Origin of the sequence: Streptococcus sanguinis, from assembly GCF_900475275.1 — a bacterium.
GTDB classification, from domain to species: domain Bacteria; phylum Bacillota; class Bacilli; order Lactobacillales; family Streptococcaceae; genus Streptococcus; species Streptococcus sanguinis_N.
In genome coordinates this window covers 2,105,908-2,127,053 of sequence record NZ_LS483364.1, presented here as the reverse complement: position 1 = coordinate 2,127,053, position 21,146 = coordinate 2,105,908, and the positions used below count along the sequence as shown (strand labels likewise).

At 41.5% G+C, this 21,146-nt stretch carries 24 protein-coding genes and 1 tRNA gene; 21 read left to right on the top strand and 4 right to left on the bottom strand.

Annotated features, from left to right (window positions below; genetic code table 11):
• Nucleotides 1-93: 93 nt before the first annotated feature.
• Nucleotides 94-789: a hypothetical protein gene (locus DQM55_RS10550; RefSeq protein WP_111676693.1), complete on the bottom strand. Its 696-nt coding sequence runs from the start codon at nt 787-789 to the stop codon at nt 94-96.
• A gap of 184 nt (nt 790-973) precedes the next feature.
• Here DQM55_RS10550 and DQM55_RS10545 point away from each other — a divergent pair, with 184 nt between their 5' ends.
• The 6 genes from DQM55_RS10545 (at nt 974) to DQM55_RS10520 (ending at nt 5,887) form a co-directional block, all read left to right on the top strand.
• Entirely contained in the window at nt 974-1,327 is a 354-nt protein-coding gene (locus DQM55_RS10545; RefSeq protein ID WP_145980190.1) for a hypothetical protein, read from the top strand.
• Between the two features lie 64 nt (nt 1,328-1,391).
• Nucleotides 1,392-2,018, top strand: a complete 627-nt coding sequence (locus tag DQM55_RS10540) for a hypothetical protein (RefSeq protein ID WP_111676689.1) — start codon at nt 1,392-1,394, stop codon at nt 2,016-2,018.
• Nucleotides 2,008-2,802, top strand: coding sequence for a type IV secretory system conjugative DNA transfer family protein (locus DQM55_RS10535; protein WP_111676687.1), 795 nt, complete (start codon nt 2,008-2,010; stop codon nt 2,800-2,802). Before DQM55_RS10540 ends, DQM55_RS10535 begins: the two co-directional genes overlap by 11 nt.
• A gap of 250 nt (nt 2,803-3,052) precedes the next feature.
• Complete coding sequence (locus DQM55_RS10530) at nt 3,053-4,318, top strand: replication initiation factor domain-containing protein (protein WP_111676685.1); 1,266 nt, start codon at nt 3,053-3,055, stop codon at nt 4,316-4,318.
• Between the two features lie 50 nt (nt 4,319-4,368).
• On the top strand, nt 4,369-4,707 hold the full coding sequence (locus DQM55_RS10525) for a DUF771 domain-containing protein (RefSeq protein ID WP_111676965.1): 339 nt from the start codon (nt 4,369-4,371) through the stop codon (nt 4,705-4,707).
• Nucleotides 4,708-4,753: 46 nt separating this feature from the next.
• Nucleotides 4,754-5,887: a site-specific integrase gene (locus tag DQM55_RS10520; RefSeq protein ID WP_111676683.1), complete on the top strand. Its 1,134-nt coding sequence runs from the start codon at nt 4,754-4,756 to the stop codon at nt 5,885-5,887.
• A 70-nt stretch (nt 5,888-5,957) separates the two neighbouring features.
• On the opposite strand, the gene DQM55_RS10515 is transcribed toward DQM55_RS10520, so the two are convergent.
• A tRNA-Lys gene (locus DQM55_RS10515) sits at nt 5,958-6,030 on the bottom strand.
• A gap of 265 nt (nt 6,031-6,295) precedes the next feature.
• Entirely contained in the window at nt 6,296-7,564 is a 1,269-nt protein-coding gene (locus DQM55_RS10510; RefSeq protein WP_111676681.1) for a replication-associated recombination protein A, read from the bottom strand.
• A gap of 87 nt (nt 7,565-7,651) precedes the next feature.
• On the opposite strand from DQM55_RS10510, the gene DQM55_RS10505 reads away from it, so the two are divergent.
• The 5 genes from DQM55_RS10505 (at nt 7,652) to DQM55_RS11775 (ending at nt 10,901) form a co-directional block, all read left to right on the top strand.
• On the top strand, nt 7,652-8,122 hold the full coding sequence (locus DQM55_RS10505) for a DUF3013 family protein (RefSeq protein ID WP_004188996.1): 471 nt from the start codon (nt 7,652-7,654) through the stop codon (nt 8,120-8,122).
• A 9-nt stretch (nt 8,123-8,131) separates the two neighbouring features.
• Entirely contained in the window at nt 8,132-8,584 is a 453-nt protein-coding gene (locus tag DQM55_RS10500; RefSeq protein ID WP_004188994.1) for an NUDIX hydrolase, read from the top strand.
• Nucleotides 8,581-9,051: a GNAT family N-acetyltransferase gene (locus DQM55_RS10495; protein WP_004188991.1), complete on the top strand. Its 471-nt coding sequence runs from the start codon at nt 8,581-8,583 to the stop codon at nt 9,049-9,051. The genes DQM55_RS10500 and DQM55_RS10495 overlap by 4 nt, the downstream gene beginning before the upstream one ends.
• Before the next feature lie 143 nt (nt 9,052-9,194).
• Nucleotides 9,195-10,148 carry a 50S ribosomal protein L11 methyltransferase gene (prmA, locus tag DQM55_RS11780; protein WP_331813036.1) on the top strand — a complete coding sequence of 318 codons (954 nt, stop codon included), beginning with the start codon at nt 9,195-9,197 and terminating at the stop codon, nt 10,146-10,148.
• The gene (locus tag DQM55_RS11775; protein WP_111676677.1) at nt 10,149-10,901 is read left to right on the top strand and encodes a 16S rRNA (uracil(1498)-N(3))-methyltransferase; all 753 of its coding nucleotides are present in this window, start codon (nt 10,149-10,151) and stop codon (nt 10,899-10,901) included. It abuts the gene before it with no gap.
• Nucleotides 10,902-10,944: 43 nt separating this feature from the next.
• On the opposite strand, the gene DQM55_RS10480 is transcribed toward DQM55_RS11775, so the two are convergent.
• The gene (locus DQM55_RS10480; protein ID WP_111676675.1) at nt 10,945-13,356 is read right to left on the bottom strand and encodes a bifunctional 2',3'-cyclic-nucleotide 2'-phosphodiesterase/3'-nucleotidase; all 2,412 of its coding nucleotides are present in this window, start codon (nt 13,354-13,356) and stop codon (nt 10,945-10,947) included.
• A gap of 244 nt (nt 13,357-13,600) precedes the next feature.
• Here DQM55_RS10480 and DQM55_RS10475 point away from each other — a divergent pair, with 244 nt between their 5' ends.
• The 10 genes from DQM55_RS10475 (at nt 13,601) to DQM55_RS10430 (ending at nt 20,871) form a co-directional block, all read left to right on the top strand.
• Entirely contained in the window at nt 13,601-13,897 is a 297-nt protein-coding gene (locus DQM55_RS10475) for a WXG100 family type VII secretion target (RefSeq protein WP_111676673.1), read from the top strand.
• A 79-nt stretch (nt 13,898-13,976) separates the two neighbouring features.
• Nucleotides 13,977-14,396: a DUF5082 family protein gene (locus tag DQM55_RS10470; RefSeq protein WP_111676671.1), complete on the top strand. Its 420-nt coding sequence runs from the start codon at nt 13,977-13,979 to the stop codon at nt 14,394-14,396.
• 15 nt (nt 14,397-14,411) lie between these two features.
• Nucleotides 14,412-14,675, top strand: a complete 264-nt coding sequence (locus tag DQM55_RS10465) for a hypothetical protein (RefSeq protein WP_002916165.1) — start codon at nt 14,412-14,414, stop codon at nt 14,673-14,675.
• A 27-nt stretch (nt 14,676-14,702) separates the two neighbouring features.
• Nucleotides 14,703-15,362, top strand: a complete 660-nt coding sequence (locus tag DQM55_RS10460; protein WP_111676669.1) for a DUF4176 domain-containing protein — start codon at nt 14,703-14,705, stop codon at nt 15,360-15,362.
• Nucleotides 15,359-16,876 carry a T7SS effector LXG polymorphic toxin gene (locus DQM55_RS10455; protein ID WP_111676667.1) on the top strand — a complete coding sequence of 506 codons (1,518 nt, stop codon included), beginning with the start codon at nt 15,359-15,361 and terminating at the stop codon, nt 16,874-16,876. The genes DQM55_RS10460 and DQM55_RS10455 overlap by 4 nt, the downstream gene beginning before the upstream one ends.
• A gap of 5 nt (nt 16,877-16,881) precedes the next feature.
• A complete protein-coding gene (locus DQM55_RS10450; RefSeq protein WP_111676665.1) occupies nt 16,882-17,760 on the top strand; it encodes a hypothetical protein in 879 nt (292 codons plus the stop codon).
• Complete coding sequence (locus tag DQM55_RS10445; RefSeq protein WP_111676663.1) at nt 17,753-18,064, top strand: DUF4176 domain-containing protein; 312 nt, start codon at nt 17,753-17,755, stop codon at nt 18,062-18,064. The genes DQM55_RS10450 and DQM55_RS10445 overlap by 8 nt, the downstream gene beginning before the upstream one ends.
• A 202-nt stretch (nt 18,065-18,266) precedes the next feature.
• The gene (locus DQM55_RS10440; RefSeq protein ID WP_231909441.1) at nt 18,267-19,619 is read left to right on the top strand and encodes a T7SS effector LXG polymorphic toxin; all 1,353 of its coding nucleotides are present in this window, start codon (nt 18,267-18,269) and stop codon (nt 19,617-19,619) included.
• A 54-nt stretch (nt 19,620-19,673) separates the two neighbouring features.
• The gene (locus DQM55_RS10435; RefSeq protein ID WP_111676964.1) at nt 19,674-20,396 is read left to right on the top strand and encodes a hypothetical protein; all 723 of its coding nucleotides are present in this window, start codon (nt 19,674-19,676) and stop codon (nt 20,394-20,396) included.
• A 160-nt stretch (nt 20,397-20,556) separates the two neighbouring features.
• Complete coding sequence (locus DQM55_RS10430) at nt 20,557-20,871, top strand: DUF4176 domain-containing protein (protein ID WP_032909781.1); 315 nt, start codon at nt 20,557-20,559, stop codon at nt 20,869-20,871.
• Nucleotides 20,872-21,146 lie beyond the last annotated feature (275 nt).

Genomic DNA, 21,146 nt, shown 5'->3' with positions numbered 1-21,146 from the left:
GCAAAAGGAATTGTTCATAAAAGGCGTGAGGATACTGCTGCAATCCCTAAAATAGAAAAGACAAGCTAAAATAAAATAGCTTGTCTTTTTGTTTTATAGATTTATACCAAATTGTTGGGAAATCTTATGCGCCTCTTCGTCGATTGTTTCCCATTTTTCTGCTTCATGAATAAGTCTAAATTGTTCCAATCTATCTGCTACGTTGCAAAAAATTTCTAATGCTTCTTCTGACTGGAATATTGTTTCTAGTAGCGGTAAATAAGTCATAATGTTTTTCAGCATATCTTGATTGGAAAGCAGTCTAAAGAAATCAATATTTTCATCTTCAGATAGTTTATTAGCTTCCTGTGATAAATAGATTAGGAGTAATTCATTTCTTGTGAGGCGGCGCTTATCTCCTTTTCTTAGCTTTGTTAACGCTACTTCTAAGAAATCCACTTCAATCTCTCTAACATTATCTAATAACGCTCGTTTTTCTAAATTTTCAATTAAGTCTGTAACTTCTTTCAATGTGTGAGGATTTTCAGCAGTAATTTCTTCAGAAAGTGTCCTAGCCAATTCCTCTAGCTGCTTGTTCTGGAATATCGCCTCGTAGGTATCATTTGAAACCTTTTTTCCCATCAATAGATTATCTATAGTATCTACACCTATATACGATAGTCCACTTAAAATTTTTTTACGATTATCCCAAGTATCCTTTTCATACTGGGTCTGGTAGTCTTCTAGTCGTCCCACCATATTGGCAGTAATCATTGCTAAAAACGTCTTATCAGAAATATCTAATTTCATACAAGTTGCCTCCTGTTTTTGCTAATCATCTTACTAGATTTCTTTGAAGAAATCAATACTCTAAAAAATATTTAGGGTAAAACAAAATAAGGCAAAAGAACCCCATAAACACGCCTTGTCACAGAATAGGGTGATTAAGTTCTTGCTAAAAGCTACAATAGAAGCATGAGGTTGAGCTCAATAAATGTCCTCATACCCCTCTATCAATGACACGATAGAGAGAAGTCCTAGAAAGGAGGTAAGAGCCGTGAAAGTTGCTGAACTAATCTTGAGAGGCGTCCTATTACTAGGAGCAAGCACCTTGAAGAACTATGACAACAATAGTATCGAGGGAGTTGCCTTAGACATCGGTTACCGTTCCGACGGTAAATTTCAGTTAGTACGTGTGAAGGTGCTTGGTGCAAGTGTTGAGGATTACCTATCATCGATTGATGAGCAAGTGGAATTGACCCTGACCAATGTCACAATCACTTCATACATGAGCGGAAATCGTGCCGCCTTGTCTGTAAAAGCAGGCGCTGCAGTCATCACCGCTTAATGGTTCTACAGAGGGGAGTCTCTTCGATCCCCCCTCTGTACTTTTTAACAAAAAGGAGAATAAAATGGTTAAAAAATTTTTACAGCTTTCCTTAAAAGCAAAAGTAATTCTTAGTGCCTTGGGTATTACTGGGCTTGTATTACTGGCAATTATCGCCAACTACTTATTCCCATTTGTAGCTGTAGCGGTAATACTTGCCGCAATAGCTGCTGAAGGGGACTTCTCAAAGCTATTTCCTCGTGCTCAACCTTTCATCTATGATGGAGGAGCACTCGGAGCTTGCTTTAGCAGTTTAGTTCGCGAGCTCGGACAGCACACAACTTTACCAGACCTCAACTATTGGGGATATCGCCAAATTACAATTACGAGAGATAAGCGTGCAGTTGCTATTGAACTTTATGCTCTCATAGAATCTAACGACAACCCTATTCGTAAAGAGTATATGGAGAGATTGGTCGCACTGCATTTAAACGAACAGTTGTCTCGTAACGGGTTGAGTATCTTTCCAAGTGGGTATACTTTTAAGGTGCATTCCGTAACTGAAATGCCTGACGCATTAGGTGTAGAGTTCCTTGTCATTCGGGTTATCTTTGGATTTGATAATGAGAGCGTGCTTTCATTGGAAAATCAGCTACAATTTCAGCCTGTCACACTTCCTGTTGAGAAGGAGGCTGTTGACGATGATTTCTAGGAAAAGACGGCACTCCGACGGGATTGAGGCATTTCTCAGCAAAAAGGCTTTGGATTTGGGGATTCATTCCCCTGTCCCTTTGCCGTTGATTTCTCCACCACACTTGGCTTGCTTCGGTACGTCTGGGTCGGGAAAGACTTATGCAAGTAAGTTGTTGTTGGCTAAAATTTCAAAGCATTTTAACACATGCTGCGTCATCTCTGACTATAAAAGCGACATTGACTTTGAATTTTTGAAAGATGAAGACTTTTGTTTTCGATACCGAGAGGTAGGGAGATGGTTTGATTTAGGTATGCAGCTACTTTCTAATAGGCAATTAGGAGTTGATCAGTTGCGTATCCCGATTGTGCTCTTTCAGGACGAAATGGCTGCTTACTTTACTAGCTTAACCAAAAAAGAGCGTGATGAACGGATTCATCAACTTTCTCAGTTACTAATGCTAGGACGCTCATTTAATATTTTTGTTTGGATATCTCAGCAAAGACCTGATACAGAATATTTTGGTAAATCTCGGGACAATATTGGTAGCAAGATTGTACTTGGGAAAATAAGCAAAGAAGTCTTAAATATGGTCTTTCCTGATGATAAGGAAGAGGTTACAGTCCAAAATCCACGAGGTATAGGATATGTGACCATCGACGGGCGAGGCACAGAGCAGATTGTCTGTCCTAAGTATAACGTAGCTAAAGCTGAACAAGCTATATTACAGGCTGTCCGACGAACGGCAAAGTACTACTCTTTGCAGGCGCTGCTTGGCGAGGAAGACGGAGCGGGCGAAGCCTAGCGAACGTCGAACCTCGACCAAGTAGCCTAGATGGGGGTACTGTAAAGACCCCCGTTCCACTCCCTGTTATATTTTAAATTTTACATATTCCACTTTAGGGAAAAACTTATTCTACAGTTAAAATACTGTTAAATCAAGTTTTTCTGACAACATTTAATTTAGGGTGCTTTTCCCTTGCTACTGTAGGAGAATAGAAGCATAAGAAGCCCGCCGCATTAACTTCTTTTAGGCGGATAGAAAGGATTAAAACATGGCATGTAAAAACGAAATTGAAACTTATCTTGATAATAACAGCGAACACAACCCAGTCATTATGACAAGTGTAGATGAGGTAACGTTTGTTATCAAACCTACAGAAGATACTGTAGGAGAGTACCCAGATAATTGGTATCAAATTGCGTTATCACTCGCTGAAGCGGTAGCGGAAAAACTATCTTTACCCGTTTTATTTGGAGATTATCTCCCACTGGAAAGACCACCGGCAGGATATACAGACGGTTTTACCTTTCAGCGCTTTCCTTATTACTTTGCGATTGCGTGGCATAAAATCAACTTTACTATGGGGATTGTCATAAAATTTTCTGCTTCAGCCTTGTCTCACTATAAAGCTACCTATCAAGATCACTATAGTGAGGCTGTTGATGTTCATAATATTGCACAGCTGCTGGACGATGATTATTATGAGTTACGCCTTTCGCGCATTGACCTCGCTGTTGATTACTTTAACTACTCGATGTCTGTGAATGATCTTTACCAAGGTCTGAAAGATAAACGGTACATTATTACTAATCATAAGGCGCATAAGAATCTGTCAAAGGTTAGCGCTCAAGAAGTAAATGGTCAAGCGCAAACCATTTATATCGGTAGTAAGAAAAAGAACGTTAATGCTTTATTGCGTATTTACAACAAATATCAGGAGCAATTAGATAACCACCAAGCCCGCTATAAGCACTTGACCAGATATTGTGATTCTTGGCTTCGTATGGAAGTTTCTTATAAAGGGACATATAGCAATCAGATTCTTGCTTTATTGTTGACGATTGATACTCCTCAAGATTTAAGTAAGCTCATTGCCAATAAGATGATTGATAAGTATTGTTTTTACGATACCGATACTGGAGCTGATCTTCCATTTACCAGTGATCTACTCAGAGGTCTCGGTAGATTCCCAGCTCTAGATTCTCTAAACTCTCGCAACAATGACCTTGTAGCAACTATTTCTTACTTAATGAAAGGGAGCGGACTCTTCCCTCTCCTTAAGAAAATAGAAGAGATTTGGGGGACTCAGGCTCGAAATCATTTCATTATTAGGCTAGTCCAAGAATATGAAATCAATTACACGCCCAATCCAGATGTTCGGTTGTGGTTAACGAAATTTGGCAGCGAACTATCCAAGCTCAATTTCAAAGACTTCCTTGAAGACGCTTTCCAAATTTTTTATCAAAAAAACAACATCACTCCGAAAGATTCCGCCAAGAAGCAAGAGAGCGATGTTGCAGATGGAGATAAGCGGTAGCCTATCCTGCTGCCTATTATCTCATAACGAGAAAGGAAAATCCAGTTATGATGGAAGAAATTAAAGTTGATATTTCAGATATTACTATTAAACTCCCCGATACCTACTGTATCGTCTCCCAGCATGAGTATGATGAGCTTATCAAACAAAGTAGTAAAGGTCGCTATTTAAGTCTTTCAGATGTTTTAGAGCTGCTTTCAGTATCTCGACCTTGGTTACTTGAAAATGTCCTCTATAAACCTGCTATACGCTCTAAGATTGATATTGAGCAGAATCCAAATGGTGGATTTGTCAAATATCCGTCCAATCAAGGGGAGCGCTACCTCTTCTTAGCTAGTAAGACAAAAGATTTCTTTGAGAAAAATTTTTATGAAATTATGGTACAATAATCTTGGTAAAACCTTGATTATCGCTTTTAGAAAGAGGTAATCAATTATGTCAATTTCCTGTTCACAACGTGGAAAAAATAAAACTTGGTCATACCGTGTCTTTGACACCAAAGGGAAGTTACTTGCAACCGCAAGTGGCTTTTCTACTAAAAAAGAAGCTGAACTTGAGGCTATGCAAATAGAGCTAAAGGCTTCTAATCATCTAACCGTTAATTCATCTGCTTCACTCTATGAGCTGTGGCAAGAATGGCTTGATGTTAGTGTTCGTCCTTTAGATAAGAGTGAAGCGACCTTATCCAAACACCAGAGGCGCGGGGATTTGCTATTACAGATGTTTGGGGATTTACCTGCCACTCAGATAAAGTTCAGCCAGTATCAGCGTGAACTCAATAAATACGCTGAACGAGTGACCAAAGACACCGTAAGAAGACTGAATGCTGAAGTGCGGAAAGTTATCCAATTTGCCCAACGGGATCATTTGGATATAACGGACTTTACAGAGGGGGCTATTATCACTGGTAAGCGTGCTAGTAAAGCAGCACATGAAAAGTATATCAGTAATATAGCTGATTATTACAAACTTCTGTCTGAATTGAAAGGACGCATGGACTATCAGAGATCCGTGACACCGTACTTGCTCTTTATAGAGGCAAAAACAGGCTTGCGCTTTGGTGAAGCCGTTGGTCTGACTTGGGATTGCATTGACTGGGAAGACAAGACTATTCATACCTACAGACGTTATGACAGTGTCACTTATCAATGGAAACCACCCAAAACAGAAACCTCTGTCCGCCATGTTCCGATTGATGATGAAACTATTACTGTATTGAAAAAACTTCAGTATGAGCAAGCTAGGACGCTATTTCACCATGGAATAAAGAATGAGAAAAACTTTCTGTTCTATGATGTGGTTTATGGTGTTCCAACCAATACAGGTGTAAATAAGTATTTGCGGTTGGTGTTAAAGAAGCAGCAAATAAAGCCGTACAATCTGACGGCTACAGGTCTTCGCCACACTTACGCAAGTATTCTATTAGCTAAAGGTGTTGACATTTGGGTAGTAGCTACTGTTCTGGGACATAAGGACATCAAGCAGGTAACCGAAACTTATGGACACCTACTTAAAGAAAAGAAAGATAAGGAATACAACCTGATTAGAAGTCTTCTACAAGTATCATAGTATTCTTTGAACAAATTTTGAACAAAAATGAAAAAAGCCCTATAAATAAGGCTTTTTCGGCACTAAAAAATGCCCCCTGCAGGGATCGAACCTGCGACCCACGGATTAAGAGTCCGCTGCTCTGCCAGCTGAGCTAAGGAGGCAATAGAAAAAGCTGTATTGGTGCCGGACCTTCACGATTTGTATTGAACCCGCGCAATTAAGCAGGTGGGCAACTCGCTCTAACTGAAGCTGCTTCCGCGTGACACGGCTTGCATGCTGTTAGAAGTCTTTTGTTTCCCTAATAATACAAAAAATAGTCGGTCAACACTTAAGTGTGAAGTCGTACACCACAGCGTTTCTATAATTATAATACCATAAATTTTGAAAAATTCAAGAGAAAAATGTGATTTTTTGCAAACGATGTCATCATTTTTTTAAGTCGTCAATCTTATCCTTAGTCATCCCAAGGGCTCGCTCGTATTTGCCATTCTCATTAGGCGTGAAGTAATTGGCATCTTTTATCTTGTCGGGCAGATAGTCCTGCTTGACCCAATTGCCAGGATAGGAGTGAGGGTAGAGATAGTCCTGTGCGTTGCCCAGTTCCTTGCTGCCAGTATAGTGGCCGTCTCGTAAGTGGCGGGGAATAGGCAGGTTTCCATTCTTTCTTAGGTCTGATAGGGCCTTGTCCATGGCCAGATAGGCTGAGTTGGACTTGGGCGATAGAGCTAGATCGATGACAATATTGGCAATAAGGATGCGGGCTTCAGGAAAACCGATCCGTTGCGCCGCTTCCAGAGCTGTAACGGTATGGACTTGGGCGTCTGGATTTGCCAGGCCGATATCCTCGTAAGCGATAACGGTCAAGCGTCTAGCTAGGCTAGGGAGATCTCCTGCCTCAACGAGGCGAGCTGCGTAGTGGAGGCTGGCATTGACATCAGAGCCACGGATGGACTTCTGTAGGGCAGAGAGGACATCGTAATGGCCGTCCCCGTCCTTATCCATGGTGATATAGCTCTTTTGCAGGCTGTTTTCCATGACATCAAGTGTGATATGGCGGATGCCCTTGTCATCTTCTGGGGTAGAGAGTACGGCTAAATCCAGTGAATTATAAGCAGAGCGCAGGTCTCCGTTGGTAGAGATGGCAATGAAATCCAGAGCTTCTTTGTCTAGCTCCACTGGAAAATCAAATCCTCGCTCCTTATCCGTCAAGGCTAGCTGAATGGCTGTCCGGATGTCGTCGTTGCTGAGGGGCTCTAGCTCAAATATCTGAACCCGACTTCGGATAGCAGGAGTGACAGAAAAGAAAGGATTTTCTGTCGTCGCTCCAATCATGATGACTAGACCGCTTTCTAATAGCGGTAGAAGAAAGTCTTGCTTGGTCTTGTCCAAACGGTGAATCTCGTCAAGTAGGAGCACCAGTCCGCCGGAAAATTTAGCTTCCTCGGCGATTTCTTGCAGGCGCTTCTTGCTATCTACGGTGGCATTAAAGGTCCGGAAAGCATATTTAGTTGTGCCGGCGATAGCCGAGGCGATAGAGGTTTTGCCAATGCCGGGTGGCCCGTAGAGAATCATCGAGGACAGGCGGTTGGCTTCAACCATGCGACGGATGATTTTCCCGGATCCGACCAGATGTTGCTGGCCGATAATCTGATCAATATCGGTCGGCCGCAAGCGCAGGGCGAGGTTTTCTGGCATAAGATTTCCTTTCTGCAGGTGTTTTTCTTGGCTTTTTGTGTTACTATTGTAGATAGTAATATTTTATCACAATGAAAAGAGGAAATCATGGCTAAGTACGGTTTTTTGGAGATATTGGACGAGGAAATGGGGAAGAGCTTTCCTTTTGACTATGAGATAAACTGGGACAAGAAGAATCACGCAGTCGAGCTTGCCTTTCTCCTTGAGGTTCAAAATCCAGGCGGTATTGAGACGGTTGATGCTGAGGGCAATGTCTCGGCTGAGGATATTTACTTTGAGGAAGCCGTACTTTTCTACAATCCGACCAAGTCTCGTTTTGAGGCAGAGAACTATCTGGCTGCCCTGCCCTATGAGCCGAAGAAGGGGCTGTCACTGGAGTTTCTGGCTTATTTCGTGGATTTCCTAACCCAAACGGCTGAGTCTGGTCTCGATGCACTCATGGACTTCTTAGCAGATCCAGAGGCGGCAGAGTTTGAGATGGCTTGGAATGCTGAGGCTTTTGAAAATGGCAGAGCTGAGTTGACTGAGACGAACTTTTATCCCTATCCGAGGTATTAGGAGGTGCTGATGACAGATGAAGAAGGACTAGATTTGCTGCACAAACAGATGGAGTTTTCTGGCTGCAAGATTGCCTTGCTCCGTGATGATAAGCTACTGACTATCTTACGAGATGATATTTCAACCATTCCTTGGCCCAATATGTGGGAGCTGCCGGGCGGTGGCCGCGAGGGCGAGGAGACACCTTTTGAATGCGTCCAAAGAGAGGTTTTTGAAGAACTTGGTTTGAAGCTTGAAGAAACGGCTATTGTCTGGGCCAAGGAATATCAAGGAATGCTTGATCCAGACGAAACTTCTATTTTTATGGTGGGAACCATCACTCAGGAAGATTTTGCCAGTATCGTCTTTGGTGATGAGGGCCAGGCTTATCAGATGATGGATGTGAGCCAGTTTTTAGCAGCTGCCAAGGTTATTCCGCAGCTGCAGAGCAGGTTGAGAGATTATTTGGAGGTGCAAGCATGATTCATATTGAGCGGGCGGGAGCTGAGGATTTAGAGACCATTATTGCCATTCAGCGAGCGAGTTTTAAGGCCGTTTATGAGAAATATCAGGATCAATACGACCCCTATCTGGAGGAGCGAGAGCGGATTCGCTGGAAGCTGGTTGAGCGACCCAATAGTTTTTATTATTTTGTCAAAGACGACGAGAAGATTCTGGGCTTTATTCGATTGAATACAAATGACGAACAGACAGCAGGCTGGATTGGGACAGTAGCGATTTTGCCAGAGCACCAGAATAAAGGATATGGTTCTGAGGGGCTTGGTCTGATTGAGGAGGCATTCTCCACCATTACGCAATGGGATTTGTGTACGGTTTTCCAGGATAAAGGTATGGTCGCTTTTTATGAGAAAAATGGATACCGTCAGACCCATACGGAGCCCGAAAAAGAGGGCATGGATATGGTCTATATGACGAAGACAATGAATTAAACAAAGAAAGGATTGTTCAGTTAAATTTCTAAACTGAACCCGCCCTAAACACAGTGGCAAAAAGATAAGGTTATCTTAGACATAAGACTTGTCAGAGAATTTCCTATTTTGGCTTTGTGTTTTACGGGCTTGGTATTTTAATGATGGACACTTGGCAGGAATTAACGATTGAAGTGAAGCGTGAGGCGGAGGAAGCAGCCTCTAATATTCTGATTGAGCTGGGCAGTCAGGGTGTGGCTATCGATGATAGCGCAGATTATCTGGGGCAGGTTGACCAGTACGGTGAGCTTTTTCCAGAAGTTGAGCAGAGCGATCGGGTCCGGATTACTGGTTATTATCCGGATTCGGTGGATATAGAGGCCATTGCGGCCCAGGCCAATGAGCGTCTGGCTGAGCTGGATGGCTTTGGATTGGAGACGGGAGATATTCAGCTGACTCGGCAGGAACTGGCTGAGGAAGACTGGGCGGACAACTGGAAGAAATACTTTGAGCCGGCTCGTATCACGCATGACTTGACCATTGTGCCGTCATGGACGGACTATGAGGCGACAGCTAGTGAGAAGATTATCAAGCTGGATCCTGGTATGGCCTTTGGTACAGGCACTCATCCGACGACCAAGATGAGCCTTTTTGCGCTGGAGCAGGTCTTGCGGGGCGGAGAAACGGTGCTGGATGTAGGCACAGGCAGTGGCGTCCTCTCCATTTCCAGCTCTCTCTTAGGCGCTAAGGACATCTACGCTTATGACTTAGACGAGGTGGCGGTGCGCGTGGCACAGGAAAATATTGAGCTCAATCCAGGTATGGAGAACATTCATGTGGCGCCAGGTGATCTTCTCCGAGGTGTAGAAATCGAAGCAGATGTTATCGTTGCCAATATCCTAGCTGATATTCTCATCCATTTGACTGAGGATGCTTATCGTCTGGTCAAAGATGAGGGTTATCTGATTATGAGTGGGATTATTTCTGAAAAATGGGAAATGGTGCGCGAGTCAGCAGAAGCAGCAGGATTTTTCCTAGAAACGCATATGATTCAGGGCGAATGGAATGCCTGTGTCTTCAAGAAAACGCAGGACATTTCAGGCGTGATAGGTGGTTAGATGCAGCAGTATTTTATAAAAGGAAACCCTCAGTCTCCTTTGGTGGTCACGGATAAGGACACAGCCAAACACATGTTTTCGGTCATGCGACTCAAAGAGGGCGACCAAATCACGCTGGTTTTTGATGACGGTGTGAAATGGCTGGCTCAGGTATTGGATCCCAGTCAGCAGAGCTTGGAAATCTTGGAGGAGCTGGCAGACAATACCGAGCTGCCGATCCAAGTGACCATTGCTTCAGGCTTTCCAAAGGGTGATAAGTTAGAGTTTATCACTCAGAAGGCAACAGAGCTGGGGGCGTTTGCTATTTGGGCTTTCCCAGCGGACTGGTCGGTGGCCAAGTGGGATGGCAAAAAACTGGCTAAAAAGAGTGAAAAGCTAGAGAAAATTGCTCAGGGAGCAGCTGAGCAGAGCAAGCGCAATCTGATTCCTGAGATTCGGCTCTTTGATAAAAAGGCAGATTTTCTAGCGGCCTTAGCAGATTTTGATCGCATCATTGTGGCCTATGAAGAATCGGCCAAAGAGGGAGAATCTGCAGCTCTAGTCCGAGCTCTGTCGGGCTTGGCAACTGGAGCAAAAGTTCTCTTTATCTTCGGACCAGAGGGAGGTCTATCGCCAGATGAAATAGATGCCTTTGGCCAAGCAGGGGCTATCTCCGCTGGTCTAGGTCCACGTATCCTGCGGGCTGAAACCGCTCCGCTTTATACCTTGACTGCAATCAGTGTTTTGCTGGAATTGAGCAATGACAGTCTTTAAAAAGTAAAATCAGCAGCTATTTTGGCTGCTGATTTTTTAATCATTATTGTCTTTTCCGTTTTTTGAAGGTGAAGATTCCTGCAAGTCCGGTCATGGCAAGTCCCAAGAGTCCAAGTGAGGATGTTTTTTCTCCGGTTGCTGGGAGGCTTTCTGCTCCTGCCTGTCTGTGAGACGTTTGCTTGTTTGTGCTAGGGTCAACAGCAGTCAAGACAGGGAAGTCTACTTTACTATGCTGCAGGTTGGCTGCTTCGACTGCGATAGTTGGACGGCTTGGCTGCTCGATAGGCACCGCTTCTGTTTTCGGCGCGACGTAGACGAATTTGTATTCGCCGAATCCTTCTTGGGCAGATGCCGCTAGATAGACGATGTCTCCGTCAGTACCAATCAAGTTCTTGGCCTTATCAGCTGTCAGGAAGCGCAGGTCCAGTCCCTTGATGGTATCAGCGAAATGCCAGTTCTGATCTGCACTTGGATTGATATTTTTGACAGCCAAGATATAGTTAATGATAGCTTGGCGGTTTTCCAGATTGAGCAGACGGTTGAGGCTGGCTTCTCGAACACCAGGGAAGTTGCCGTTAGACCGGTAGTTGTTGGTCACGACGATAAATTCCTGATTGGGGTCAATCTCTTTGCCTTGGTATTTCAGGTTACGGACCCGGCTGGCATTTGGGTTGGCCAGTTTGCCTTCGCGGTCGTATTTGTTAGGCTGGGTAATATCAAACTCATAGGTAACACCGTCAATAACATCAAAGTTATAAGTCCGGTAGTCAGTATTGACCAGATTTTGCGGTTGGCTATTATTTGGGTCAATGGTGTTGAATTGGCCAGCTGACATTTCCAACCATTCTTTGAGCTGGGCACCGTTGACCTTGAGGATAGCAGTTACATTGTCGTAGAGATAGAGGTCTGCTACGTTCTTGATGGCAATAGGACCAGCTGGAATGTCTGTGTAAGCCGTTGCATCCCCACGAGTTCCTGCCTTGAAAGGCGCTGCTGCAGACAGAATAGGAAGGTTAGCTTCAGGCGTGCCAGCCAGCTCTTGCTTAGCATACCAAAGCTGGGCATTGTTGACGATTTGCACAGATGAATCGTCTTTGACCAGAGCGAAGTAGCTGGTAATCGGTGCAGTCGTGGTGCCGACTTGCTGGCGGACATAGTTGATAGTTCCTTGGTGGGATTCTTTGGCAATGTCAACGACGCGCTGATCTGCTACATTAGACTTGGTATCTACCTTGCGGATGGAGCCTTTGCTGTCAGTGACTTTCCATTTGCCGTCGGTATAGTTGAGCTTGAGGTCGATGACGCCCAGATGGTCGCCGTATTTACCAGCCATGGTTACTGGAGTGCCATTGATTTTACCGTTGACACCGTCTACGCCAGGATATTTTTCGTAGAAACCAGTTCCGTTTCCGCTTGGAAATTCTGCGTGGGAGTGGCCCGTTACGACAGCATCCACACCTGGCAGGCTGGCGATTTGATAACCTTCATTTTCCTCGCCTTTTTCATACTTGTCGTCTCCGATACCAGAGTGAGAAAGTACCAAAGTGATGTCTGCACCGGCCTTGCGCATCTCAGGAATAATATCTCGAATAGCTTCAACAGAATCGCGAACGACCACTTTTCCTTCTAGGTTTGCCTTATCCCAGTTGAGAATCTGCGGCGGTACAATTCCGGTCACACCAATCTTGACAGTCGTCAAGCGGCCCTGAGTATCCGTAAAGGTCTTTTCGATGATTTTGTAAGGCTGATAGATGAATTTACCAGTCGCTGGATCCAGCACATTGGCATTGACAAGAGGCATGCCTGCTGTCTCAATCACACGGTTCAGATAGTCCAAACCGTAGTTGAACTCATGGTTCCCTAGCGTACCAGCTTCAAAGCCCAGAGCTTGCAGAGCAGCGTACATAGGATGCTGCTCGCCCTTCTCCACAGGATCCACAATGGCCTTATAGGTTCCAAGCGGCGTTCCTTGAATGGTATCGCCATTGTCGACCAAGAGGACGTTTGGATTTTCTTTCTTGGCCTTCTCGATCAGAACGGCTGTTTTAGCCAGTCCCAAGGTCTCTACTGGCTTGTCCTGATAGTAGTCGTAGTTGACCAAGTTGGTATGGAGGTCGGTCGTTGCCAAGATACGAATATCGACAGTCTGTCCCTCCACGGGTTTAGTATCCTCAGTAGCTGCGACATTGCGAGCCATAGCTATCAGAGCATCAGCGTTCCCACTGGCATTTTCTGGAGAAATAGCAGAGCTAGGCTCCGTGCTCTCTGGTGTCGCAGTAGCTTCAGTAGGACTTGCAGCAGTCGTTGGTTTTGCTTCCGCTGCGTTGCTTTCTACTGGAGCAGGATTAGTAGTGACTGCTGGAGTATTCTCATCAGCTTGAACAGCATTTACAGCTGCTGCAAGAGCCGCTGCGCTCAAAAGTACAACCGTTTTTTGAAGGGATGATTTAGACATAATATCTCCTTTGTTAAAATGAATTTCAGACTTTTATTATACTATATTAAAACGCTATCATCAAGTTTTTAGAAAACTATATAAGTAATAAGAAGTGTTCAAAAATAGAATATAGCCTTTATTTATATAAGCACATAATAAAAATCTATTGTAAAATACTTGACAATCATTAACAAAAAAGTTAAAATCGTTAACATAAGATGTTCTATTAAGAACAATTAAATTATAAATAAGGAGTCCAATTATGGCAGAAATTTCATTATCCCCAGAACAGCTCACCTCACAAGCTGCAGTTTATTCTAATGCTCGCGATCAAATCGAAGCAGCTATTCAGACAGTAAATACTGCTAACGGTGAAATGCAAGCTCACTGGAAAGGTAGTGCCTTCCAATCTTATCTTGAACAATATCAACAATTGCATGGTGATGTGGTTAAATTCCAAGAATTGTTGAGCTCTATCAATCAACAATTGGTTAGTTATGCTAATACTGTATCAGAACGTGATACAGCGGATGCAAATAGCTTTGGTTTCAAAGGATAAAAAAACTCTGGAATGGAGGGATGGGATTGCTTCCTATCTCTCTTTATTTTAGTCAGAATTTAGAAATAGGAGAATGGAAATGTCAGATGCATCTTATTACCAAGGATTAGCTAATCAAGAATCTCAAAATCATGATGATGCAATTTCTCAAAAAGCTGCCGTAGATGCAAAGATTTCTCGCTTAGAAACTGCCAAATCGGACTTATCCACTCAGATAAATAATTTTCAGACAGGTATTATAGATGCCTTAACGAAAATAAAAGGGGAAGATGAATCCAGTTTTAAAGGGGATCGGAAGAATAAATATGCAGAGAAGTACGATTCTGCTAATACTGCTGCTACAACTAATAAAACGAGTCACGACACAAATTTGAGTAGTATAGATGCTAAGATTGGGGAGCTTCAAGCAGAGTCGGCCAGCTTACAGACAGCAGCAGATACGGCCTATAATAACATGCTTAATTATCAGTCTTTGGCAAATTCAGCTAGTTCAGAATAGAGGATGGAAAGATAAATGGCAAATACAGGAACGGATTATGGTGTTTGGACCGGACTGACCAATTCAGTTAGTACAAGCATCTCTGGCATTTCAGATATGGCAGAGTTAACTTTTTCAGCAACAACAATGACTCCTTTTACATCTTTTAATGACGAGATTAAGTCATTTAATACAGCGATTAGCAGTCTCAAGACTTTCACGACAACGGATGTAACTCGTATGAATCAAGCAGCTGAAAATAAAGTGACTGATGACCAAAATCAAGCAAATGCTAAATAGGTAAGTTAGCAGAAAGGAACGAGATAGATGAATGAGATAAGTGACCTTTATCAAAATTCCTTACTTCAATTAGGAATTGATGAGGGTGAGAGAGCCATTTTGGAGCAAGTGGGTCAATCCTTAATTAGTCAAGGAGATGCATTTCGTAGGCTTCAGTTAGCAATTGTCAAGAAAGAGTCCTTTTATAGCTACAGTAGCTTGCTTGGCACATCTGTTACGATGGAGTTTGATTGGGAAAGAGAAAAAGCAACTCTGGCTTATTTAGGCTCGGAGCTCGTTTTGTCTATGAAAGACTTTAGAATTTGGTTATCTTGCACTGATTTACTGTTGGCTCCAATCCTCCCCTTGGGCAGTTTGGTAGAGTTAGATCGTGAGTTGCTTCCAGAGGAATTGGTATCCGAGATGGAGAAAGCTAAAGTTCCCCTTATGGCGATGGTTACGGGGCGTAGGTTAATCTCTGAACCAGATGATCGGGAATACATAGATTATCTAGCTAGCATCTATCCCTATGGTATGAGGCCAGATATTGAACCTTTGTTTATCCCAAGCTATTTGATTTCTCAGGTTATCCAAGAAGGTTACAGTGATAATTTGGATCAATCTTATGTAGATCAGCAGTATCGTAGGGATTATTTTCGACAGAGGATTTTTTCCATGACACATAGTATTGAAGGAGAAGATAGATGAAAATAGATATGACAGAGGTTCATAACCAGAAGACGGCATTGTCTAACTCACAAACCTCGATTACAACTCAGCTTGAGACAGCTAAGACCTCTTTTGTGAATTTGGTAAGTTCGGAAAGCCTCAAAGGAGATGTCAAGGAAGCTATTGATGCCAAGATTAGTAATCATCAGGTTCCCTTATTGACGAATTTTTCTAATGCTTTAGCGGTGCTCTCTGCTCAATATGATAAGACTATTGACCAGTTTAAATCAACAGTTTCAGAGACAGCGGCAGATGCAATTATTGATACGGATTATTTACAAGGGCTTTTAGATGGCTTTTCGAGTATAGAGACCAATATTAGTACGGTAAATCAAGCAACGGCAAATATTTATAGTTCCATCTCTGATATTCTCAGTCTGACGAATCCAGATGCCAGCGCAATTACCACTCCTTTGTCAGAAGGAAAGACCATTTTGACTGATACTAAAACCAATATGGCCAGCTTCAATGGTTGGAAGCGGGGAGATGAATATAGTAAGGTACTGCAGTCGCAAACTCAAACTTTAGCAAGTCTTTCTACTATGGCGGGTCTTTCATTTACTGATGCAGAAGCCAAGGCGTTCTATACTAGCCAAGATTTCTTAAAGGCAGTTAAGAAAATTTCCTCCAAAGCAAATGGCTCAACACCAGTAGAACTGTTAGGATTGGTTTCTAAGACGATTAATAAAGATTTGGGGAAATGGAAGAGGTGGAATGAATATGACCGCTTTGTAGCCTTTATGGGTAGGGATGAAGTGAAGCGCATTACACAAATTCTAGGGCTTACTCCTGCAAGATTAACTAAGGCACTCCTTAAGTCGGATGGTATTTGGGAGATTTTAGACGCGCTAGAAAAGAAAGGTCCTAAAGCCTATAAGTTTGTCTCAAAGATTCTGGATGGAATGGCAAAGTACGAGTCGTTGGGTAAATTTGGTGGCAAATTGGGAAAAGCGATGGGTACAGGATATGATTGGTTGCAAAAGGCAGCTAGTCCTTTAAAATCATTTGCTAAATGGGGCTTGCAGAAAGTTTCTAACTTCAAATCTTTAGAAGAAGCAATTAAAACTGGTAGAAATTTTGTTGGTGATGCTAAGTTTTTGGGCAAAGGTATAAAGTTTATAGGGAAATTAGGAACTGTTGCAACATTCGCAGATCTGGGCTTCACTGCTATTTCTAGTGGTATTAATGAGTATTCTAAATCGGGTGATTTGGGTAAAGCAGTTGGCCGAGGTGCTCTTGATGCTGTTGCCAGTGTTGGTCCGTTGGAGGGTGCTACTATTGGAGGTGCGATAGGTGGTCCCGTTGGAGCAGGGGTCGGATTCCTTGCTGGAGCAGCTATTCAAGGAATTAAGTGGCTTGAACCTAAATTCTTTGATGACCCAGTAAAAGGAACCAAAAATATTGTTAACAAGGTTGGAAATGGAATCAAAGGAGTTGCGAATGCAGTTTCCAACGGAATAGGTGGAATAGGTAAGGCACTAGGATTTGGGTGAAAAGTATGAAGAAAAGATCTATTTTTAACGCAAGTTTTGAAGAAAGTCTTAATCTAGAAGATGATGGATTCCGAAAGTTACAACAGGATCAACATGATAAAATTGGTAAATATTTTAAGAAAGGCCAGGCATCGCTTTGGTTTCGAATTCGAAGTTTTATTTTAGGTCTAATTTTTCCTGTTGGATTTAACTTTATGTTGCTTGTTGTATCTATGGAATTTCATGATAGTGAGACTTTGACTCTTCCGATAGCGGAGCACGTGTCGTTGACGGTAAATGTTTTTTTGATTTTTCTTATACTTTGGCTACTATTCGTAGTGATTGGGAAATTTATTAAACGAACTTATCTTTTGCCTTATCGCTATCAGTTTCATGCTTTTACATTTATGCTTTGGTTTTTATTAGAAATAGATCTGATAGTTATTGACATTCTATTAGCAAATTTGGCATTTTGGGAAATTATTGTTATATATGGAGTAATAATGATCTTCACTTACATGATGTTTAGTATGGAGTTAACAGGATTAAGAAAGCTTATGTATGATGAGGATAGACAAGTGACTTTTCGTGATAAGATTGCTAAAATGATTTCTATTTACGGCATGGGGATTTTAGGGATTGGTATTGTTATAAAATATATTTTCGGAAGCTTTACTGTAGATATTTCAAATTCCATGAAAGCATTTGGTTTTTTACTTCTATGGGTCTTTGCTAATATTATGGTGATTGCAATAATTGTTTTTATAGGTTTACCATATTTTCTCCAAGCCTATTACAAATGGAAATACCCAGAAGAATATCGTCAGTGGGAAGGTAAGACTGTAGAGGAATGGTATGGGAAAAAATATTTAAAAAAACATAAGGAGTTATTAGAAAATGAGTAAATCAAAAGAATTATTACCGTTAGGTAGTATTGTTTATTTGGAAGAAGGAACCCAGAAATTAGTTATTGTTGGTCGTGGAGTTATTTTTGATGATCCTGATACTGGAAAACAAGTATTTACGGATTATATGGGAGTTCTTTATCCCCAAGGCTTACAACCAGATTCAACAATTTTTTTCCAGCATGAAAATATAGATAAAATAATTTTTGAGGGATATAGAGATGAGGAAGAATCTCGCTTTTTGGAAATTTATCATGGCTGGGAATCAGAATTGACTATTCCAAGAAAGGAAATTGTCAAATAAAAAGGTAGTGTAGGTGGGTATTCTATCGCATAGAATCAGTTTTATGATTCTTAATAGAACTAGAAAATCGCTTCATTGTATTGAAGCGATTTTCTAGTTCTCGGCTATTGAAACTGTGGTATAATGGAAAGAGAATGATTCCCGATAGTGTCTGGACCATTATAATGGATATATTAAAGAGGTTCATAACCAGAAGACAGCATTGTCTAACTCACAAACCTCGATTACAACTCAGCTTGAGACAGCTAAGACCTCTTTTGTGAATTTGGTAAGTTCGGAAAGTCTCAAAGGAGATGTTAAGGGAGCAATTGATTCCAAGATTAGCAATCATCAGGTTCCCTTATTGACGAATTTTTCTAATGCTTTAGCCGTTCTTTCTGCTCAATACGATAAGACCATCGAACAATTTAAATCAACAGTTTCAGAGACAGCAGCAGATGCGATTATTGATACGGATTATTTGCAGGGACTTTTGGATGGCTTTTCGAGCATAGAAACCAATATTAGTACGGTGAATCAAGCAACGGCAAATATTTATAGCTCCATCTCTGATATTATCAGTCTGACGAATCCAGATGCCAGCGCAATTACCACTCCTTTGTCAGAAGGAAAGACCATTTTGACTGATACTAAAACCAATATGGCCAGCTTCAACGGTTGGAAGCGGGGAGATGAGTATAGCAAGCTGTTACAAGTTCAGGCGACTGCTCTGAAGGGACTGGAAGGAGCAGGTAAGAGTTCCTTTACTTCAAAAGAAGCACAGGCATTTTATAAAGGCACTGCCTTTATGGATGGAGTTGAGGAAGTTACCAATTCTGTTTTAAATTCGACACCTATAAAGGTGTTAGACTATATTGTAGAAGAACTAAAATCTATTGCGCAATCTTTAGGAATAGAAGGCTTTAAAGCAGCTTCAACTAAGGCTGGAGCAATGGTAAATTCCTTAATTAGGAAATCGGTAGGTCGTAAATTGCTTCAATACGGTGTTAGAGGAGCTAATTTTGTTATGATTAATTCTGGCACTCGTACTGGGACTCAAGCTCTTGCACGAGCAGCTAAATCTCTTGCAAAAGGGGAGAAGATTGCTGGTTGGGCTACTAAATTTGGTAAATTCATCGGAGGCCATGTAGATGATGTGCGTGTTGTAAAAGATTCTCTAGGGAAACTTAATAAAGCATTTCTTAAAGAAGATGTATTAAGAAATATGAAATCTGCTGTTTCTCAAAAAGGCTTCGGAGCAGTAAAGCAAGTAGGCGCTATTGGCACAGTATTAGCGTTGAAAGATGGTTGGGATACATTCCAACAGAATAGGGGCAAATATGGGGATGCTCATGCACTAGCTGATGGAGTCGCCCATGCAGCAGGTAGCTTTAGTGGCGCGGTAGTCGGAGCTCAAGTCGGAGCAGTTATTGGCTCTGCTATTCCAATCCCTGTAGTAGGAACGGTAATAGGAACAGTAGCAGGGACGATTATCGGAGATGCAGTTGGAAAAGGGATCAATCATGTATGGGATAAGTTTTCACACGGAGAGTGGAAGCTACCCAAGCTGTGGTAACGGGAATCCGATAAATATTAGAAAGAGGCTAGAATGTTTTTTATAAGACGTCGTATGTTTTTTAATCAATATGGCGATAAAGCTATTTATTTTGATTGTAAGACCCACGAACTTTTAGAGGCACCGAAGAGTAAACTATTAGATACAGAGAAATCAAGCAGGATGAATCGGCATATACCTCTTTTAGTTGTCCTGTTTTTGTCTAGTGGAGGAGGAATAATTTCTTTCTTTAGATTATTCTTGCATGGAACATATACCATAACAACTTTTTGGAGTGTTATTCTTATATGGATAGCAGAGTTTGCTTTCATTACTATCCTTGTAGAACGTGCCTTGTATCGAAATGTCAATAGAGCAGAAGTTACCTCTCAAACAATTAGTTTGGTTATTATGGAGACATTGGACGAAGAACAAAAGGTGGAGAAGGATTTGAGCAAGAAAGAGAATAGAAATGGTACGCGCTTGATAAAAGGATTGATTTTTCTAGTCCCCTTGGTTGGATTCTTCTATGCCTATGATTTTATTTTTAATTATAAAGACTTGTTAGGTAATCCTATTGGAGGAGAGATATTTAAAATTGTTGCAACTGGACTTTTGCTAGGTGTTTCTTTTGTATTATATAATCAAAATAATCTTACCAAGAGTTTTGATATATTGGATTTATTCTATGGTGGAAAACTGAGTGTAGTATGTAAAGCTGACGATAATCCTGATGTATATTTAGAAATGAGTGTCGGACCGGATGGAGCTATCGTGACAAAAGAATTACATAAGTAAAGAAGAAAGTTTTGAGCTGCTTTAAGATATCTTAAAATATGGAGATTAATTTTTGTTTTAAAGTCAAGGGATGCAATAGTGATTTTTTGATTTCTAAGAATATTGTTGAACTTTATTGCGCTAAGCAATGTAGAAAAATTGGAAAAACAAGGAGAATAAAATGACAGATAAAATTTTACCTTTGGGTTCAGTTGTAACCCTCAAAAATGGTGATGGTAGTGAAGTGATGATTGTTTCACGAGCTAGTGTAATCGAAGTGGAAGATGGTCAAGGAGGGACTAAGAGTGTCTATTTTGACTACGGTTCAGTAGTTATTCCGAACGGGATGCAGACACCAGACAATTTGTTCTTTTTCAATAGAGAAAATGTCAAAGAAGTTTTATTTGAGGGATATAGAAACGAAGATGAGAAGGCTTTTGAAGAGCATTACGATACTTGGATGAAGTCAGCAGAAGTTCCAAAAGGTTCTATTTAAATAATGATATGAGAAGAATCGCTATATTAGAGCGATTTTTTTCTTGAGATTACTTCGTTTGTGATATAATCGCAGTCGAAATGTCCTTTCTGATGAAAAGATTATGGGAAAGATATTTAGAGATGTTTTGAGTAGCGCAAGTTAGAAAAAAATATCGTTAAATAAAGGTAATAGATAATACTCTGAGCAATAATATTTGAATATTAATCGGTGATAAATCAGAAGTACCTTAGGGAAGTAAGAACTACTGCAATTAAATCGGGACGGTATATTTA

Bases quoted from the DNA above. Each gene is read 5' to 3' on its own strand.
- DQM55_RS10550 (WP_111676693.1), bottom strand. From the start codon at position 789: ATGAAATTAGATATTTCTGATAAGACGTTTTTAGCAATGATTACTGCC.
- DQM55_RS10545 (WP_145980190.1), top strand. From the start codon at position 974: ATGTCCTCATACCCCTCTATCAATGACACGATAGAGAGAAGTCCTAGA.
- DQM55_RS10540 (WP_111676689.1), top strand. From the start codon at position 1,392: ATGGTTAAAAAATTTTTACAGCTTTCCTTAAAAGCAAAAGTAATTCTT.
- DQM55_RS10535 (WP_111676687.1), top strand. From the start codon at position 2,008: ATGATTTCTAGGAAAAGACGGCACTCCGACGGGATTGAGGCATTTCTC.
- DQM55_RS10530 (WP_111676685.1), top strand. From the start codon at position 3,053: ATGGCATGTAAAAACGAAATTGAAACTTATCTTGATAATAACAGCGAA.
- DQM55_RS10525 (WP_111676965.1), top strand. From the start codon at position 4,369: ATGGAAGAAATTAAAGTTGATATTTCAGATATTACTATTAAACTCCCC.
- DQM55_RS10520 (WP_111676683.1), top strand. From the start codon at position 4,754: ATGTCAATTTCCTGTTCACAACGTGGAAAAAATAAAACTTGGTCATAC.
- DQM55_RS10510 (WP_111676681.1), bottom strand. From the start codon at position 7,564: ATGCCAGAAAACCTCGCCCTGCGCTTGCGGCCGACCGATATTGATCAG.
- DQM55_RS10505 (WP_004188996.1), top strand. From the start codon at position 7,652: ATGGCTAAGTACGGTTTTTTGGAGATATTGGACGAGGAAATGGGGAAG.
- DQM55_RS10500 (WP_004188994.1), top strand. From the start codon at position 8,132: ATGACAGATGAAGAAGGACTAGATTTGCTGCACAAACAGATGGAGTTT.
- DQM55_RS10495 (WP_004188991.1), top strand. From the start codon at position 8,581: ATGATTCATATTGAGCGGGCGGGAGCTGAGGATTTAGAGACCATTATT.
- prmA (WP_331813036.1), top strand. From the start codon at position 9,195: ATGGACACTTGGCAGGAATTAACGATTGAAGTGAAGCGTGAGGCGGAG.
- DQM55_RS11775 (WP_111676677.1), top strand. From the start codon at position 10,149: ATGCAGCAGTATTTTATAAAAGGAAACCCTCAGTCTCCTTTGGTGGTC.
- DQM55_RS10480 (WP_111676675.1), bottom strand. From the start codon at position 13,356: ATGTCTAAATCATCCCTTCAAAAAACGGTTGTACTTTTGAGCGCAGCG.
- DQM55_RS10475 (WP_111676673.1), top strand. From the start codon at position 13,601: ATGGCAGAAATTTCATTATCCCCAGAACAGCTCACCTCACAAGCTGCA.
- DQM55_RS10470 (WP_111676671.1), top strand. From the start codon at position 13,977: ATGTCAGATGCATCTTATTACCAAGGATTAGCTAATCAAGAATCTCAA.
- DQM55_RS10465 (WP_002916165.1), top strand. From the start codon at position 14,412: ATGGCAAATACAGGAACGGATTATGGTGTTTGGACCGGACTGACCAAT.
- DQM55_RS10460 (WP_111676669.1), top strand. From the start codon at position 14,703: ATGAATGAGATAAGTGACCTTTATCAAAATTCCTTACTTCAATTAGGA.
- DQM55_RS10455 (WP_111676667.1), top strand. From the start codon at position 15,359: ATGAAAATAGATATGACAGAGGTTCATAACCAGAAGACGGCATTGTCT.
- DQM55_RS10450 (WP_111676665.1), top strand. From the start codon at position 16,882: ATGAAGAAAAGATCTATTTTTAACGCAAGTTTTGAAGAAAGTCTTAAT.
- DQM55_RS10445 (WP_111676663.1), top strand. From the start codon at position 17,753: ATGAGTAAATCAAAAGAATTATTACCGTTAGGTAGTATTGTTTATTTG.
- DQM55_RS10435 (WP_111676964.1), top strand. From the start codon at position 19,674: ATGTTTTTTAATCAATATGGCGATAAAGCTATTTATTTTGATTGTAAG.
- DQM55_RS10430 (WP_032909781.1), top strand. From the start codon at position 20,557: ATGACAGATAAAATTTTACCTTTGGGTTCAGTTGTAACCCTCAAAAAT.